This is a genomic window from Caminibacter profundus (genome assembly GCF_054657155.1).
Genome location: NZ_BAAHXC010000001.1, coordinates 74,453 through 90,154 on the forward strand (window position 1 = coordinate 74,453; position 15,702 = coordinate 90,154).

General features: G+C 29.1%; 20 protein-coding genes. 18 read left to right on the plus strand and 2 right to left on the minus strand.

Annotated features, from left to right (window positions below; translation table 11 throughout):
- Positions 1-163: 163 nt before the first annotated feature.
- The 18 genes from cbiM (at position 164) to ACYQ1U_RS00505 (ending at position 14,571) form a co-directional block, all read left to right on the plus strand.
- Positions 164-802, plus strand: coding sequence for a cobalt transporter CbiM (gene cbiM / locus ACYQ1U_RS00420; RefSeq protein WP_459883202.1), 639 nt, complete (start codon positions 164-166; stop codon positions 800-802).
- On the plus strand, positions 799-1,092 hold the full coding sequence (locus ACYQ1U_RS00425) for a PDGLE domain-containing protein (RefSeq protein ID WP_459883203.1): 294 nt from the start codon (positions 799-801) through the stop codon (positions 1,090-1,092). Before cbiM ends, ACYQ1U_RS00425 begins: the two co-directional genes overlap by 4 nt.
- Complete coding sequence (locus ACYQ1U_RS00430) at positions 1,085-1,642, plus strand: energy-coupling factor transporter transmembrane component T family protein (RefSeq protein ID WP_459883204.1); 558 nt, start codon at positions 1,085-1,087, stop codon at positions 1,640-1,642. The genes ACYQ1U_RS00425 and ACYQ1U_RS00430 overlap by 8 nt, the downstream gene beginning before the upstream one ends.
- Entirely contained in the window at positions 1,639-2,400 is a 762-nt protein-coding gene (locus tag ACYQ1U_RS00435) for an energy-coupling factor ABC transporter ATP-binding protein (RefSeq protein ID WP_459883206.1), read from the plus strand. Before ACYQ1U_RS00430 ends, ACYQ1U_RS00435 begins: the two co-directional genes overlap by 4 nt.
- 90 nt (positions 2,401-2,490) lie before the next feature.
- Positions 2,491-3,276 (plus strand): hydrogenase nickel incorporation protein HypB, encoded by a 786-nt coding sequence (gene hypB / locus ACYQ1U_RS00440; protein ID WP_459883208.1) that lies wholly within the window; start codon positions 2,491-2,493, stop codon positions 3,274-3,276.
- Positions 3,277-3,345: 69 nt separating this feature from the next.
- On the plus strand, positions 3,346-3,648 hold the full coding sequence (locus tag ACYQ1U_RS00445; RefSeq protein ID WP_459883210.1) for a HypC/HybG/HupF family hydrogenase formation chaperone: 303 nt from the start codon (positions 3,346-3,348) through the stop codon (positions 3,646-3,648).
- 17 nt (positions 3,649-3,665) lie between these two features.
- Positions 3,666-4,790, plus strand: coding sequence for a hydrogenase formation protein HypD (gene hypD / locus ACYQ1U_RS00450; protein WP_459883211.1), 1,125 nt, complete (start codon positions 3,666-3,668; stop codon positions 4,788-4,790).
- Positions 4,791-4,883: 93 nt separating this feature from the next.
- Entirely contained in the window at positions 4,884-5,864 is a 981-nt protein-coding gene (gene hypE, locus ACYQ1U_RS00455) for a hydrogenase expression/formation protein HypE (protein ID WP_459883212.1), read from the plus strand.
- 446 nt (positions 5,865-6,310) lie between these two features.
- Complete coding sequence (gene ubiE, locus ACYQ1U_RS00460; protein ID WP_459883213.1) at positions 6,311-7,015, plus strand: bifunctional demethylmenaquinone methyltransferase/2-methoxy-6-polyprenyl-1,4-benzoquinol methylase UbiE; 705 nt, start codon at positions 6,311-6,313, stop codon at positions 7,013-7,015.
- A 25-nt stretch (positions 7,016-7,040) separates the two neighbouring features.
- Complete coding sequence (gene fabD / locus ACYQ1U_RS00465; RefSeq protein WP_459883214.1) at positions 7,041-7,946, plus strand: ACP S-malonyltransferase; 906 nt, start codon at positions 7,041-7,043, stop codon at positions 7,944-7,946.
- 22 nt (positions 7,947-7,968) lie between these two features.
- Positions 7,969-8,712: a nitrilase-related carbon-nitrogen hydrolase gene (locus ACYQ1U_RS00470; protein WP_459883215.1), complete on the plus strand. Its 744-nt coding sequence runs from the start codon at positions 7,969-7,971 to the stop codon at positions 8,710-8,712.
- Positions 8,709-9,392 (plus strand): 5'-methylthioadenosine/adenosylhomocysteine nucleosidase, encoded by a 684-nt coding sequence (locus ACYQ1U_RS00475; RefSeq protein ID WP_459883216.1) that lies wholly within the window; start codon positions 8,709-8,711, stop codon positions 9,390-9,392. Before ACYQ1U_RS00470 ends, ACYQ1U_RS00475 begins: the two co-directional genes overlap by 4 nt.
- 36 nt (positions 9,393-9,428) lie before the next feature.
- The gene (locus ACYQ1U_RS00480) at positions 9,429-10,610 is read left to right on the plus strand and encodes a YdgA family protein (RefSeq protein WP_459883218.1); all 1,182 of its coding nucleotides are present in this window, start codon (positions 9,429-9,431) and stop codon (positions 10,608-10,610) included.
- Positions 10,585-11,373, plus strand: a complete 789-nt coding sequence (locus ACYQ1U_RS00485; RefSeq protein WP_459883220.1) for a PP-loop family protein — start codon at positions 10,585-10,587, stop codon at positions 11,371-11,373. Before ACYQ1U_RS00480 ends, ACYQ1U_RS00485 begins: the two co-directional genes overlap by 26 nt.
- Positions 11,370-12,392: a tRNA 2-thiouridine(34) synthase MnmA gene (mnmA, locus tag ACYQ1U_RS00490; RefSeq protein WP_459883221.1), complete on the plus strand. Its 1,023-nt coding sequence runs from the start codon at positions 11,370-11,372 to the stop codon at positions 12,390-12,392. The genes ACYQ1U_RS00485 and mnmA overlap by 4 nt, the downstream gene beginning before the upstream one ends.
- Positions 12,393-12,446: 54 nt before the next feature.
- Entirely contained in the window at positions 12,447-13,373 is a 927-nt protein-coding gene (locus ACYQ1U_RS00495; RefSeq protein ID WP_459883223.1) for a ribose-phosphate pyrophosphokinase, read from the plus strand.
- Entirely contained in the window at positions 13,373-13,927 is a 555-nt protein-coding gene (locus ACYQ1U_RS00500) for an IMPACT family protein (protein WP_459883225.1), read from the plus strand. Before ACYQ1U_RS00495 ends, ACYQ1U_RS00500 begins: the two co-directional genes overlap by 1 nt.
- The gene (locus ACYQ1U_RS00505; protein ID WP_459883227.1) at positions 13,924-14,571 is read left to right on the plus strand and encodes a ribonuclease T2 family protein; all 648 of its coding nucleotides are present in this window, start codon (positions 13,924-13,926) and stop codon (positions 14,569-14,571) included. The genes ACYQ1U_RS00500 and ACYQ1U_RS00505 overlap by 4 nt, the downstream gene beginning before the upstream one ends.
- Here the strand turns inward: ACYQ1U_RS00505 and ACYQ1U_RS00510 are convergent.
- Both ACYQ1U_RS00510 and ACYQ1U_RS00515 read right to left on the minus strand, forming a co-directional pair.
- Positions 14,568-15,053, minus strand: a complete 486-nt coding sequence (locus ACYQ1U_RS00510; RefSeq protein WP_459883229.1) for a phosphatidylglycerophosphatase A family protein — start codon at positions 15,051-15,053, stop codon at positions 14,568-14,570. The genes ACYQ1U_RS00505 and ACYQ1U_RS00510 overlap by 4 nt on opposite strands.
- Positions 15,037-15,702 (minus strand): phosphoribosyltransferase, encoded by a 666-nt coding sequence (locus ACYQ1U_RS00515; protein ID WP_459883230.1) that lies wholly within the window; start codon positions 15,700-15,702, stop codon positions 15,037-15,039. The genes ACYQ1U_RS00510 and ACYQ1U_RS00515 overlap by 17 nt, the downstream gene beginning before the upstream one ends.

Genomic DNA, 15,702 nt, shown 5'->3' on the forward strand with positions numbered 1-15,702 from the left:
AAGAACTTATAAAAGATATATATGATATTAATGTAGATATTTGTAATTGTGGAAATACACTAGTTATTATCCCAAAATAAGTCCTAAAATTATACAAGAAATTCAAAATTTTAAGTTTCTTTTAAGATAATGAATTACAATTTCTTAAAAAAAAGGAGTGTTTATGCATATTGCAGATGGATATCTTTCACCAGCAACAGTTGCAGTGAGTTTTATTGTAACTGTTCCTCTTTGGGTGTATGGGTTTAAAAAACTTAAAGAAAAATTAAATGAAGAGACATTACCTGTAATTGGAGCATTATCAGCTCTTAGTTTTGTAATTATGATGTTTAATATACCAGTACCTGGAGGTACTAGTGGTCATGCAGTAGGAGCTGCCCTTATTTCTATACTTTTTGGTCCTTGGATTGGATTTATTAGTGTTAGTTTAGTATTATTAATACAATCAATTATTTTTGGGGATGGTGGTATAAGTGCATGGGCAATTAATTCTTTTGCTATGGGGTTTGTTGGAAGTTTTGTTGGATATTATATTTTTAAACTTCTTGGGAATAAAAAATTTGCACCTTTTATTTCAGGATATGTTTCAATTGTAGCAGCTTCTTTTGTTGTAGCTCTAGCTCTTGGAATTCAACCTATATTTTGGAGTGAAAATGGAAATCCTCTATATTTTCCATTTGATTTAAAAATTACGATTCCTGCAATGGTAGGAGAACATCTTTTATTTTTTGGAGTAGTTGAAGGAATTTTTACTCAAGTTGTATATAACTTTTTGACAAAAAAAGAAAAGGCTGCAGCATGAAAAGAAAAGTATTAATTGTTTTAGGAGTGCTTTTGGCATTAGTTCCTTTAGGGCTGATGACTGACAATCCAGCTTGGGGTGAGTGGGATCTAGATTATTATAAAGAAAAACTTGGTTTTATTCCAAAAGGAATGGAAAGTGCAGGATTAGTTAATCCTATAATTCCAGATTATGAAGTTCCAGGTCTTGGTGTAGTTAGTGGATATTATATAAGTGCAGTTGTTGGAGTTATAATAGTTTTTGCAATTTACTTTATAATTGCAAAACTTGTAAAACAAAGTAATGATTAGAATAATTTTTCTTCTAATTTTCTTTTTTTTATTGTCTTTGACAAATATAAAAATAATTATAGGATCTTTGATAGCTTTAATTATTTTTTCTTATTTGATTGACAGAACTTTTAAAATTTTTGCTAAAGTAATTAAATCAGTAATTTTCTTTAATCTTGGAGTGAGTATAGGATATGTAATTTTAGCTTATTTTAAAGATATTAATCCTTGGGAGTATATAGTTTATATAAATCTTAAAGTTATTTTAATGACATATTTTGTTTTTTGGTTTTTTAGTAAAGTAAGCATTGTAGAATTTTTTTCTTTTAGTAAGGATTTAAGCTATCTTCTCACTATTACTCTATCTCAAATTTATTCATATAAAAAAACTTTTGAAGATTTTAGACTTGGGTTTAAAGCGAGGGTTGTGAATATAAGAGATAAAGAAAAGCAGTTTATTACAAATACTTTTAAGTTTTTTCTAACAAAAGCTATGAGAGATTCTAAAGAAAGAGCAATGGCAATGAGAGCTAGGGGGTTTTTTGAAACTCAAAATGGAGATTTTAAATGAATAATTTTGTTGATATTAAAAATATAAGTTTTTTTTATGAAGATTTTTTAGCAGTTGATGATGTTAGTTTTTCTATTAACAAAAATGAAAAAGTAATTTTGCTTGGAAGTAATGGAAGTGGTAAATCTACTATTCTTAGGATAATAGCCGGGCTTTATTTTCCAAAAAAAGGAGAATACTTTTTTGATAGTAAAAAGATTACAAAAAAAACTATCAATAAAGAATTTAGAAAAAGTATAGGTATTTTATTTCAAAATCCAGATTCAATGATTTTTAACCCTACAGTTTTTGATGAAATTGCATTTTCTTTAAAAGAATTTGGGTTTAGTGATGTTGAAGATAGAGTATTAGAGATTTCTAAAAAATTTGGTATAGAAAAGCTTTTAAAAAAATCTTCACTAAACCTTAGTGGAGGAGAAAAACAAAAGGTAATGTTAGCTTCTATTTTAGTTTACGAACCAAAATTGTTATTACTAGATGAACCAACAGCTGCAATGGATCCAAGAACTACTGGGTGGTTTTTGGATTTTATGTATGAGTTAGAAATTACCGCTCTTATTGCAACTCATGATTTAGCTTTAGCTTATGAAATAAGTGATAGGGCTGTTGTTATGAGTGAAGAGCATAAAGTTATTTATGATGGGGATATGGAGGAGTTGATGAAAGATTTTGATACTTTAATAAAAGCAAACCTTATCCATAAACATAAACATAGGCATAAAAAATTTATTCATTCTCATTATCATTTACATTTTTGAGTCCTAAAATTATATAAGAAAAACTTATTTTTAATTTAAATTTATAAATAAATATGTATAATACTATAAATATTTTAGAAGGAGTAAAATATGTGTGTAGATTGTGGATGCGGTACAGGACATAAACACGAGCATAATCATGAGCATCATCATGAACATACTCATAATAACGAAATAATTAATGAAGATATTAAAAATAATCCTCAGTTATCTCACAAAGTAACTGTTATTGAGAAAATTTTGTCTAAAAATAATGCAATGGCTAATGAGATAAGAGATGAATTTGATAAACATAAAATTACTTGCTTTAATATGATGAGTAGTCCTGGAAGCGGTAAAACTACTACTCTTGAAAACTTAGCTGATAGGTTACCTTATAGATTTGCAGTAATTGAAGGAGATTTAGAAACAAGTCGAGATGCTGAGAGAATTAGAGAAAAAGGAATTTGGTCATTTCAATTACAAACAGGAAGAGCTTGTCATCTTGATGCTGGAATGGTGAAGCATGCAATACCTCATTTTCCATTTGATACTACAGAAGTTGCTTTTATTGAAAATGTAGGGAATTTAGTTTGTCCTGCTAGTTATGATGTAGGTGCTCATTATAATATGGTATTTGTTTCAGTACCTGAAGGTGATGATAAGATTGCAAAGTACCCTGTAATGTTTAGAAAAGCTGATATTGTAATTATTACAAAAGCTGATATGCTTGAATTTTTTGATTTTGATGTAGAACGTGCAAAAGAAGCCGCTAATAAATTAAAACCAGGAGTTCCTGTAGTTTTACTTAATAATAAAACAGGTGAAGGGCTGGATGAGATAATTGAGTGGATAAAATCAAAAAGAGAAGAACATCTAAAATCAATTGAAAATTAATCAATAAGAAAATGGAAAATATAAATAAATATAATTTTCCATTTTCAATTTTATATTGAAGGAGAGAGTATGTGTTTAGCAATTCCAAGTAAAGTACTAAAAATAGATGAAAATAATATGGCTGAGGTTGATACTTTAGGAGTTAAAAGAGTTGTTAGTCTAGATCTAATGCCTGAGCCAGTGAGTGTTGGTGATTATGTATTAATTCATGTTGGATATGCAATGAGCAAAATTGATGAAAAAGCGGCACTTGAGAGTATAGAAGTATATAAAATGTTAGCAGAAGCTGCTATGGAAGATGAGTTTGAGATTGAGCCTGAACGACTAGTTAATGAAGATGGGCCACTTCTTTATAAGCCTGAAAAAGATTAATTTATGGAGATAGGAAAATGGAAAATGGAGAATTAAGCTTAAAAGATTTGTATTTTAAATTCAGAAACCCTGATGCTATAAAAGCATTAAATAAACTAATTCACAAAGAGGCTGAGAAACTAAAAGAACCTATGAGAGTAATGGAGATATGTGGAGGTCATACACATACTATTATGAAATATGGCCTAAAACAGCTTCTTCCTGAAAATATAACTTTTATTCATGGTCCTGGTTGTCCTGTATGTGTTATGCCAAAAGAGAGAATTGATCATGCAATCATTTTAGCAAAACAGCCGGATGTAATTTTAGCTACTTTAGGAGATATGATAAGAGTACCTGGAAGTAACTCAAGTCTTGCAAAAGCCAGAGCTGAGGGTGCAAATGTAGTAGCACTTCACTCAACCCTTGATGTTTTAAATATAGCTAAAGAAAATCCAGATAAAAAAGTTGTTTTTTTTGCAATAGGTTTTGAGACTACTACTCCAATGACTGCAGCATTAATGGATAGAGCATTTAAAGAGGGTATAAAAAATATTTATTATCATATAAATCATGTTTTAGTACCTCCTCCAATGAAAGCAATTATGGATAGTGGTGAAGCAAAAATCAATGCTTTTATAGGACCTAGTCATGTAAGTGTAATAATTGGAGCTAAATCTTATGAGTTTTTAATTAAAGACTATTCTACGCCAGTAGTTGTTGCTGGGTTTGAGCCAGTTGATGTGATGGAGAGTATTCTAATGCTTTTGAAACAAAAAAATCAGCAAAGATTAGAGGTTGAAATTCAGTACAAACGTGCTACGACTTGGGAAGGTAATGTTGTTGCTCAAAAACTAATTGATAAGTATATGGAAATTAGAGATACTTTTAGATATAGAGGGCTTGGAGATATACCTTATTCTGCATTAAAACTAAAAGAAGAGTTTAGTGATTTTGATGCTGAAATAGTTTGGAAAGATTTACTTCCAACTGAACCAATTGATGATCATAAATTATGTATTTGTGGTGATATTTTAAAGGGACTTGCAACACCACTTGATTGTAAAGTATTTGGTAATGTTTGTACTCCATCAAATCCTCTTGGAAGTTGTATGGTAAGTGATGAAGGCGCTTGTAACGCTTATTATAGATATGCTAAATAAACGAGAAATAGAAATAAAGTTGTCAAATAGCTAAGTATTAATTAAAAAATTTAGCATAGAAAATAATTGAAAAATTTATAAAGAAGGAAAAAAATGAATAAAATTACACTTAGCTTTGGCGGTGGTGGAGAAGAGACTAATAAATTAATAAATGATCTTTTTTATAAATATTTTAATAATGAGATACTTTTAAAAGCAGAAGATGCAGCAGTTTTGAATTTAGATAAAAAAAATGCTTTTACAACTGATTCGTTTACAGTTAGCCCTATTTTTTTTAATGGAGGAAATATTGGAAAATTAGCAGTTGCTGGTACTTGTAATGATTTAGCTATGATGGGGGCAAAACCGGAGTATTTAAGTTGTAGTTTTATTATTGAAGAGGGACTTGAGTTTAGTGAGCTGGAAGCAATTGTAAAAACAATGGCTGATGAGTTAAAAAAAGTTGATGCTAAAATTGTTTGTGGTGATACTAAAGTAGTACCAAGTGGTAGTGTTGATAAAATTTTTATAAATACAAGTGGAATTGGAAAAATCATAAAAGAAGGAATAAGTGCTCACAATTTAGAAACAGGGGATATAATAATTGTAAGTAGAGATATAGGAACTCATGGTACAGTTGTAATGGCTCATAGATATAATGTTGATACAACATTAAAAAGTGATTGTAAAGTATTATGGGATGAAGTAAAAGCATTAATTGATGAGGGAATAGAAATTAAATCTTTAAGAGATGCGACACGTGGAGGAATTAGTGCCGTTTTAAATGAGTGGGCAAAAGCAAGTGGTGTTGGGATTGATATAAAAGAAGAAAAACTACCTATTAGTGATGAAGTTATGGGGCTTTGTGAAATATTTGGATTTGAGCCTATGGATTTAGCAAATGAGGGTACTTTTGTTGTAGCGGTTAAAAATGAAGATGCTAAAAAAGCTGAGGAGATATTAAAAAGATTTAATGAAAAGGCTTCAATTATTGGGGAGGTGACTTCTCAAGATAAGGTTACTTTAACTTCACCTTGGGGAACTAAAAGAGTAATTGAGCTTCCAAAAGGTGAACTGCTTCCGAGAATATGCTAATATTAATGGAAAATGGACAATGGAAAAAGGTTAATAGAGGTTAGTAGGGGTTGTAGAGGTTAGTAGATGTTAGTATATAAGAAAACCTTTATTACCTCTAATACTTCTAATACCTTTACAACCTCTAATACCTTAAAAGAACTAGTCAATGTATGGTGGTCGGGGAGAATTGAGAATTAAAAAATATCGAAATTTATAATTTTGAAAAAATTAATATTGAGTTTTATTAGAATCGATATAATATCGAGGATGGTACTGATCTAAATTTGCAATTGTTTTTTTTATTTAGGTCAGTACCTCGAGGATTGGGTGATTATAGGATGAGTTTTAATAAAAAGTGAAGAAATGAAGTTCGAACTTCCAAAATTGCTTGATTGGTATAAATTTGTATTGGAATTAGTATTACTCATTACTAATTATTAATTACCAGTAGAATAAGGAGATATATGCAAAAACAACAAGAAATAGTAAAGATGTTTGACTCTATTGCAAAGCGTTATGATTTAGTTAATAGGGTTTTAACGTTTGGAATTGATAAAAAATGGCGCGAAAAGGCAGTAAAAAATACTTTTGAATTAATTGATAAAGAAAAAGTTAGTATTCTTGATGTTGCTTGTGGAACTGGTGATATGATAGAAGTCTGGAAAAAAGAAGCAAATAAAAAAAATATAGATATTAATATTATTGGACTTGATCCAAGTAGTGGAATGCTAGAAGTTGCAAAGAAAAGATTTCCAAGTGTTAAATTTTATAAAGCATATGCTACTGATATTCCTTTTGAATTTCATACTTTTGATTGTTTAAGTATTTCTTTTGGAATTAGAAATGTAATAGAGATAAAAAAAGCTATCAAAGAGTTTTATAGAGTATTAAAACCTGGCGGGATTGTTTTAGTGTTGGAGTTTACAAAATCAGAAAAATCAAATAAGTTTAGAGAATGTATTGATTTTTACTCAAATAAGATACTTCCTAAAATTGGAGGAATAATAAGTAAAAACAAAAAAGCTTATGAATATCTTCCAAACTCTATTGAAAATTTTTATACACCTAGTGAGCTTGTTTCTCTTTTTGAGTCTCAAAATTTTCAAATTGAAAAACTCACTTCATTTAACTTAGGTCAAGTAACTCTGTTAATTGCAAGAAAAATTTAATATAATTCCTTAAAAAAGGATAGTAATGAAATTAGGTCTTCTTTTTCCTGGGCAAGGTAGTCAATTTGTAGGTATGGGAAAAGATTTTTATGAAAATTCTTCAAAAGCTCGTGAAATGTTTGAAGAGGCAAGTGATGCAATAAGAACTGATTTTAAAAAACTTATGTTTGAAGAGAATGAAAACTTAAATAAAACTGAATTTACTCAACCAGCAATTTTACTATATTCAGCAATAGCTTATGAGCTTTTCAAAGAAAATAAAAATTTTGATTTTAACTTTTCACTTGGTCACTCTTTAGGAGAATTTAGTGCATTATATGTAGCAGGGGCAATTGATTTAACTGGTGCTATTAGATTAGTGCATGAAAGAGGAAAACTTATGAATAAAGCTTTTGAAAAAGAGGCTGGGTCTATGATGGTAGTACTTGGACTTAGTGATGAGGATGTGGAGAAAATCTCTCAAGATAGTAATTTAAGAGTATATCCAGCAAATTATAATAGTGATGGACAAATAGTTTTATCAGGTATTAGAAGTGATTTAGAAAAACTCGAGCCTATCTTAAAAGAAGCAGGGGCTAAAAGAGTTATGCTTCTTAATATGAGTGTTGCTAGTCACTCACCTCTACTTGAAATAGCAGTAGAGCCTTTGAAAGAATTACTTGACGAATATCTGAAAGACGAGTTTGCTTCAGTAGTTAGTAATGTTACTGCTAAAAAATATACAACTAAAAAAGAAGCACTTGAACTTCTTCCAATTCAGCTAACAAAACCAGTGCTTTATAAACAATCAATAAAAAATTATGAAGATGAAGTAGATTTATTTATTGAATTTGGTGGAAAAGTCTTAATGGGAATTAATAGAAAAGTTACGAAGAAAAAAACTGTTCCAATTACTGATATGAGTAGTTTAGAAAAAGCTTTATCATTGTAGATAATAAAACGGAGAATATATAATGAAAATAGCCCTAGGTCAAATAAGACCAAAATTAAGTCCCGATAATCTTGATAAACATATTAAATTTATAGGAAAAACAGATGCTGATTTGATTATTTTTCCAGAACTCAGTATGAATGGATATAAGGTAAAGGATGCTCTTTTAGAAGATGCTTTTAGTGAAGATTTTTTTAAAAAGCTAAACTTTAATAAAGATGTGGTTTTAGGAGCTGCTATTAAAGATAATGGAAAAATATTTAATTCGGCTCTTTATCTAGGTAGTGTTTTTTTTAGACATGATAAAGTTCATCTTCCTACATATGGGGTTTTTGAGGAAGGCAGGTTTTTTTTTAGTGGAAAAAGTTTTAATTCATTTAATACGAAATTTGGAAAAACTGTAATATTTATATGTGAGGATGTATTTAGTGGAGATGCAATAGAGTTTGTAGCAAGAGTTAAACCAGATTTAATTATAGTAATTGCTGCATCACCGGCAAGAGAGTTTAAAGATGGAAAGCTTTTAATAGAAGAACAATGGGAAGCAATCCTTAAAAATATGGCTATTCTCTCAGGTGGATATGTAGCTTTTGTTAACCGTGTAGGATTTGAAGATGGACTAGGATTTTGGGGTAAAAGTAAGGTAATAAATCCTAAAGGCGAAATTGAAATAGAGGCTAAATATTTTGATGAAGATTTGGTTGAAATTGAACTTAATCATAATTTAACTTTTACACAAAAATATTTTCTAAGGAAAGAATCGTGATCGGAATTTTATGTGCTATGAGAGAAGAGCTTGAACCTATTTTAAAAGAAGTTGAAATTAAAGAAGTTATAGATTACGCAAAAAATAAATTTTATTTAGCTGAGTTTAATGGCAAAAGTTTAGTTTTAGCATATAGTAAAATAGGAAAAGTAAATGCGAGCCTAACTGCTACAATAATGATAGAAAAATTTAAAGCTAAAAAAATTCTTTTTAGTGGAGTTGCAGGAGCAATTGATAAAGATTTAAGAATTGGTGATTTGATTATTGCTACTAAAACAGTCCAACACGATATTGATTTAACAGTTTTTGGATATGAGCCTGGATTTATTCCAGAATCAAAAGTTTACTTTGAGTGTGACGAAGAATTAAATAGACTTGCTAGAAATGTAGCAAAAAAACTTGATATAAAACTAAAAGAAGGTATAATAGCTTCAGGAGATCAGTTTATTCACTCTAAAGAGCGTAAAAATTGGATAAAAGAGACTTTTAATGCAAGTGCAATAGAGATGGAAGGCGGAGCTGTTGGATGTGTTACTTCAACACTTGATGTACCTTTTTTTATGTTAAGAAGTATAAGCGATACAGCCGAAGAGGGTGCAGGGGTTGATTTTGATGAGTTTTTAGAAGAATCAAGTAAAGTAAGTGCTAAGTTTTTAATAGAAATGCTTAAAAAAATGTAAAATGAAAAATAGATGCAAAATTAATGAAGGAGAATTATGAAAAATAAATTACTGATTATGTTTTTAACTTTTTTAGTTATGATAGGAGTTACTCCTTTAATTTTTGATAAATTAATGAATGCTAAATTTAACAAGATGCTTGAGAATGTAAAAAAAGATGGTTTTGAAGTTATTCAAATAGAAGATAAAAGTACTTATTTGCAAACTGATAGGATATTTAAAGTAGTAATTCCAGGCCAAAAAATTGATAATAATGGATATATTAAGGATATTGTATTAAAAGTAGAAACAAAATTTAAAAATTTACCTGTGACTGATGTAAAGTTTTTTGGTAAAGTGTTGAAAATTGATACAGCAGATGAGAAATTAGATAAAAACATAAATACTTTAATAAAAGATAAAATAAATTTTTTAGTAATTACTCCAAACTTTAAAACATATAGATATAAAATTTTTGATACAGATATAGGAAATGATATTCATTTAGTTTTGAAAGATGTAAATGGAGTTTTTGTATACCCAAATAAAAATGATTTAAAAATAGGTAGTTTTATTTATAAAGATAAATTAACATTAGAATTTAAAAATATAAAAAGTGAGTATGAAAAAGATGGTAATGCAGTAAAAAATAAGACTTCATTTAATATGTACTTTGGAGATAAGCAAAAAATATCTTTAATTAATTTTAGAAGTAATGGAATTACTTATTTTGGGGATAAAATAAAAAGTCATGTAAAATTTAGTTTTGATAGTCTTGATATTTTTAAAAATTTATTTGTAGAGGATTTTAAAGCTGACTTTACTTTAGATAAATTAGACTTAAAGAGTTTAAAAGAGCTTCAAAATACTAAAGATAAATATAATGAAAAGCTGACTTATAAACTATTTGAAAAAGGTTTAGATATTAATTTGAAAACTAAAATAAAAGATATAAAAACATTAAATCAAGAGTTAGGTTTTTTTGATTTGGATGCTAGTATGAAGTTTTTACCAACTAAAAATTTAGAGCAAAAACTTAAAAATAAAGATTTAAGCTTTTTAGAGTTTTATATGGATTTAAAAACTACACCTAAAATTTCTATGCTTATTATGAATTTAATGCCTAAGAGTGCATTTATTTTTGCTCTTGCTAAAAAAGAAAAAGGAATAATTGAGCTTAAATTAAAATTAAAAAATGGAGAGGTAGAGATAAATGGAGAAAAAATTAAATCCAATTAAAGATATTTTTTTCTCAAAAAAAGTAGTTAAGTTTGTAGGTAGAGTACAAGGAGAGTTTGAATTAATAAAACCAAAAGATAAGGTTTTAGTAGCTCTTAGTGGAGGAAAAGATAGTTTTGTTTTATTACATGTTTTAAAAAGAATGCAACTTATTGCACCTTTTGACTTTTCTTTAGCTGCAATTACTATTGATGCAGGCACTGGAATTGACTATTCTCCTTTAAAAGAATGGTGTGATAAGTTTGATATTGAGTATATTATTTATAAAACACCAATCTTAGAGATTATGAATGAAAAAAAACGTCCTGGTTCAAGTCCCTGTGGTTTTTGTGCAAGAATGAGAAGAGGAGCACTTTATAGTAAGGCAAAAGAGCTTGGATTTAATAAATTAGCCCTAGGGCATCATTTTGACGATGCAGTTCAGACTTTCTTTATGAGTATGTTTTATAATGGTATGATGAAATCTATGCCGCCAAAATATACAGCACATACAAGTATTGAGGTTATAAGACCGATGATTAAAGTTAGAGAAAAATGGATAGAGTATATGGCTGCTCAAAACAATTTTCCTATAATTGATGGAGAGTCTAGTTGTTTAGCACTTAAAGACAGTGAGGGAGTAAAAACACCTTATGTGAGAGCAAAAATTAAAGCATGGCTTCAAGAAATGGAAGAAGAAGAACCAAAACTTTTTCAACGTTTAGAGAGTGCGTTTGAAAACATTGAATGTCATACATTTTTTATGAAGGAGAAAATTCAGTGAGAGTATTAGTAGGAATTAGTGGTGGAGTTGACAGTGCTGTAACTACTTATCTTTTAAAACAGCAGGGATATGAGGTAGTTGGTCTTTATATGAAAATGCACCAAGGTGTAAACCATAATGAAAATTTAAGAAAGATTGAAAAACTTAGCAAAATTATCGGATTTGAATATTATGTTGAAAATGTGGAGGAGGAATTTAAAAGAGAGGTATATGAGTATTTTGTAAAAAGTTATGAAGAAGGTTCAACTCCTAATCCTTGTGCTATGTGTAATAGACAGATAAAGTTTGGGATTTTTATTAACTTTCTAGAAAAATACAATTGCCAAAAAGCAGCTACTGGGCATTATGTAAGAAATGATGGTGAATTTTTGTATCAGGCAAAAGACAAAAGTAAAGACCAGAGTTATTTTTTATTTGGAATAAAAAAAGAGATACTTCCAAAACTTTTATTTCCAACAGGAAATTATTTAAAAGAAGAAATTAAAGGGATAGCTAAAGAAATTGGATTAGATGAGTTTGCTAGTCAAAAAGAGTCTCAAGATATCTGTTTTATTAATACAACCTATATCGATGTTTTGAAGCTTCACTTTAATCCTGAGAAAAAAGGGAAAGTTGTTAATACAAGAGGACAGAAAATAGGAGTACATAAAGGTTATGCTTTTTATACAATAGGTCAGAGAAAAGGCTTTCATCTATTTAAAGCCCATAAGCCTCATTATGTAATAGGAATTGATGCAAAAACAAATACTTTAATTGTAGGAGATAAAAAAGATTTAGAAAAATCACAAGTTTTTCTAAAAGGTGTTAATCTGTTTATAGATGAAAAAATGTTTGATTGTGAAGCTAAGGTTAGATATAGAGCACCAAAACTTCCAGCTTCTGTTAAGATGGAAACAAAAAGTAAAGCAGTAGTTAAATTTAAAGAACCTGTTATTGGAGTTGCTAAAGGGCAAGCATGTGTGTTTTATGATGGTGAAAAATTGCTTGGTGGAGGATGGATTAGAGGAGCGAAAAAATAATTAACTTTTGTCAAATTTTGGTAATATTTCATCAATAAAACAAAGGAGAGGTATATGAAATATAAACTTTTTAGCGGAACAGCAAATCCAAAAGTAGCTGAAGATATTGCACATTATTTAGATAGACCACTTAGTAAACTTACAGTAAATAGATTTAGCGATGGTGAAATTAATGTTCAAATTGGTGAGAGTATTAGGGGAGTTGATTGTTTTATTATTCAGCCAACTTGTGCTCCTGCTAATGATAATTTAATGGAACTTCTTATTATAACTGATGCAATGAGAAGAGCGAGTGCAAAAAGTATTACAGCAGTTATACCTTATTTTGGATATGCAAGACAGGACAGAAAAGCAGCACCAAGAGTTCCAATTAGCGCAAAATTAGTAGCTAATATGATGGAAAAAGCTGGAATTGATAGAGTTGTTACAATTGACTTGCATGCAGGACAAATTCAAGGTTTTTTTGATATTCCAGTTGATAACCTTTATGGAAGTATTTTATTTTTTGATTACTTTAAAGAAATAAGACTTAAAAATCCAGTTATTGCAAGTCCAGATATTGGAGGAGTCGCAAGGGCTAGATATTTTGCAAGTAAACTTGGACTTGATATGGTAATTGTTGATAAAAGAAGAGAAAGAGCAAATGTTAGTGAAGTTATGAATATTATTGGAGAGGTAAAAGGTAAAGATGTCATTTTAATTGATGATATGGTTGATACTGCTGGTACTATGGTAAAAGCAGCAAAAGCACTGAAAGAAAAAGGGGCAAATACAGTTAGGGCTTTTGCTACTCATGGAGTATTATCAGGTCCTGCTATTGAGAGAATTAGAGATTCTGTATTAGAAGAGCTAATAATAACTGATACAATCCCATTTAATAAAGATTGTAAAAAAATAAAAGTTTTAAAAACTGGTAAGCTTTTTGCTGAAGTTATTAGAAGAATTGTGTATAATGAAAGTATTAATAAACTTTTTGATTAATGAAAACAATAAGAGATTTATCAGCTGCTACTATAGAAGTTAAAAAATCAAAATTTCATTCTTTCCTTGTTCCTTACTCTTCTTTTGGTGAAGTTTTAAGTGAGCTTAAAAAAAGACATCCAAAAGCAAATCATTTTGTTACTGCATTTAGATATTTAAATGAATTTAATCAAATAGTAGAAGGTTCATCCGATGATGGAGAACCACGTGGCAGTAGTGGAAAACCAACTTTGAAAGTATTAGAAGGTAATAATTTAATAAATGTGGGAATTATAACTGTTAGATATTTTGGAGGAATCTTGCTAGGGGTTGGAGGGCTTGTAAAAGCATATAGTGATGCTGCAAATAAAGCTATAAAAAATGCTAAACTTATTGAATATGTGCCAGTTTTTGAGTACACTTTTGAAGTAGATTACAGTAAAACAAGAGAAATTGAATATCTATTAAAAAAATATGAAATTTTTGTAGTGGATAGAGGGTTTGGAGAAGTAGGAATTAAGTACTTAATTAGAGATTCTATTGAAAAAATAAACAAAATTAAGGAGATTTTATGAAAAAGCTTTTTGCTTCTTTGATTATTCTTGGTAGTTTACTTTATGCTGTATCAACGGAAAATATTTTAGCACTTAGTTGGGAAAACAGTTTTTGTAAAGTAAAACCTAAAGATAAAGTATGTAGAATGAGAAAATATGGAGATTTTTCACTTAATCATTTTGTGCTTCATGGACTTTGGCCAAAAAATAAGAACTATTGTATAATAGATTACAAATTTCAGTTATCACCAATTCTTAGAAAGGTTCTTGATAAATATATGCCAGCGGCAGAATATCTTGCAAAACATGAATGGAAAAAACATGGAACTTGTTTTGGTACTGACCCTGAAACATATTTTTTGACTTCAATAAAACTAACTCAGCAATTTAACGAGTCATCTTTTTTGAGATTTGTAAGAATGCATATGGGGGAATGGGTGAGTCTTAATAGAATAAGGTTTATCTTTGGCGGAGCTTTTGGAGATAGAAATAAAAGAAAATTTCAACTTATATGTAAAAGAAAAAATGGACAAGTGTATATAACTGAAATTAGAATCAATCTAAAAGGTGATCCAACAAAGCTTGGACTTCAAGAGTTAATTGATAATGCTAAGCCAATGACAGGTGTTAGACAATGTCAAGGAGGGGTTTTTGCTCTTCCTTAACTTATTAGTTTTAAATACCCAATATAAAAAATTCCTGCCATAATACTAGCAAAAATACCAGCTAATGCATCATCTCCCATAACACCAAATGCGCCTGCTTTTTTGTCTATTCTTCCTATAATTGAAGGTTTCCAAATATCAAAGATTCTAAATGCAATAAATGCAAAAAAAAGTTTTATTAGTGTGTCTACTTTTAAATCACCAATCAGTCCAATACTTATAAGCACACCAGCAATTTCATCAATTACAATTCTTTTATCATCATGAATGCCACCGTTTTGTTCGTATTCATCTACCATTTTGTATCCCATTACAAAAAATAAAGAAGCTAATAAAAGAATTGTCTGGTTTGGATTTGGGAAAAACATAATTATAAAATATGCAATTACTGCTCCTACAATGCTTCCCCAGGTCCCAGGGGCTTTTGGAAGAAGTCCACTATAAAATCCTGTTAAAAAAAACCAATTAATTTTTTTCTTCATTTTTGCTCCATATTAAATTTTTTTCTTTTAAATCATTAATTATAGCTAAGATTTCTTCATTGCTTATATCGTGAAAATCTTCATAAAAGTTTGAGATTTCAAAAGGTTTTTTATCTGATTCAATAAGACAATATACATTATCAAAATAATTTTCAAGCAAATTTTTAGTTTCAGTAGGACATACTGGTGCTATAGCTATAATTTTATCAGGATTAAATTTTTTTAGAAATTCATATGCAGCAATAGCAGAGTTACCGCTTGCAAAGCCATCAGCTATTACTATTGCAGTTTTATTTTTTAAAGATTTGTATGGGGCGTTTTCTCTATATAAATAGTTAACTTTTTTTACTTTATTTAAGAACTCTTTTGCAATTGTATCGATTGGAATTTGAGAAAAAAGATGTTCAAAATTTGGATTAAGCACGACTTTGCCATCAATTGTAATATTTCCAAAACTTGCTTTTGGATTAAATGGAATAGGGAGTTTATTAATTACAACTATATCAAAAGGTATGTTTTTGTTTAGACTAATAGCATATCCTATAGGTATACCACCTTTTGGTATTGCAAAAAGTACTGAGTTTTTAGGAGTTTCTATAACTTCTGAAAGTTTAACTCCAGCATCGAATCTATCTTTAAAAACTTTCAT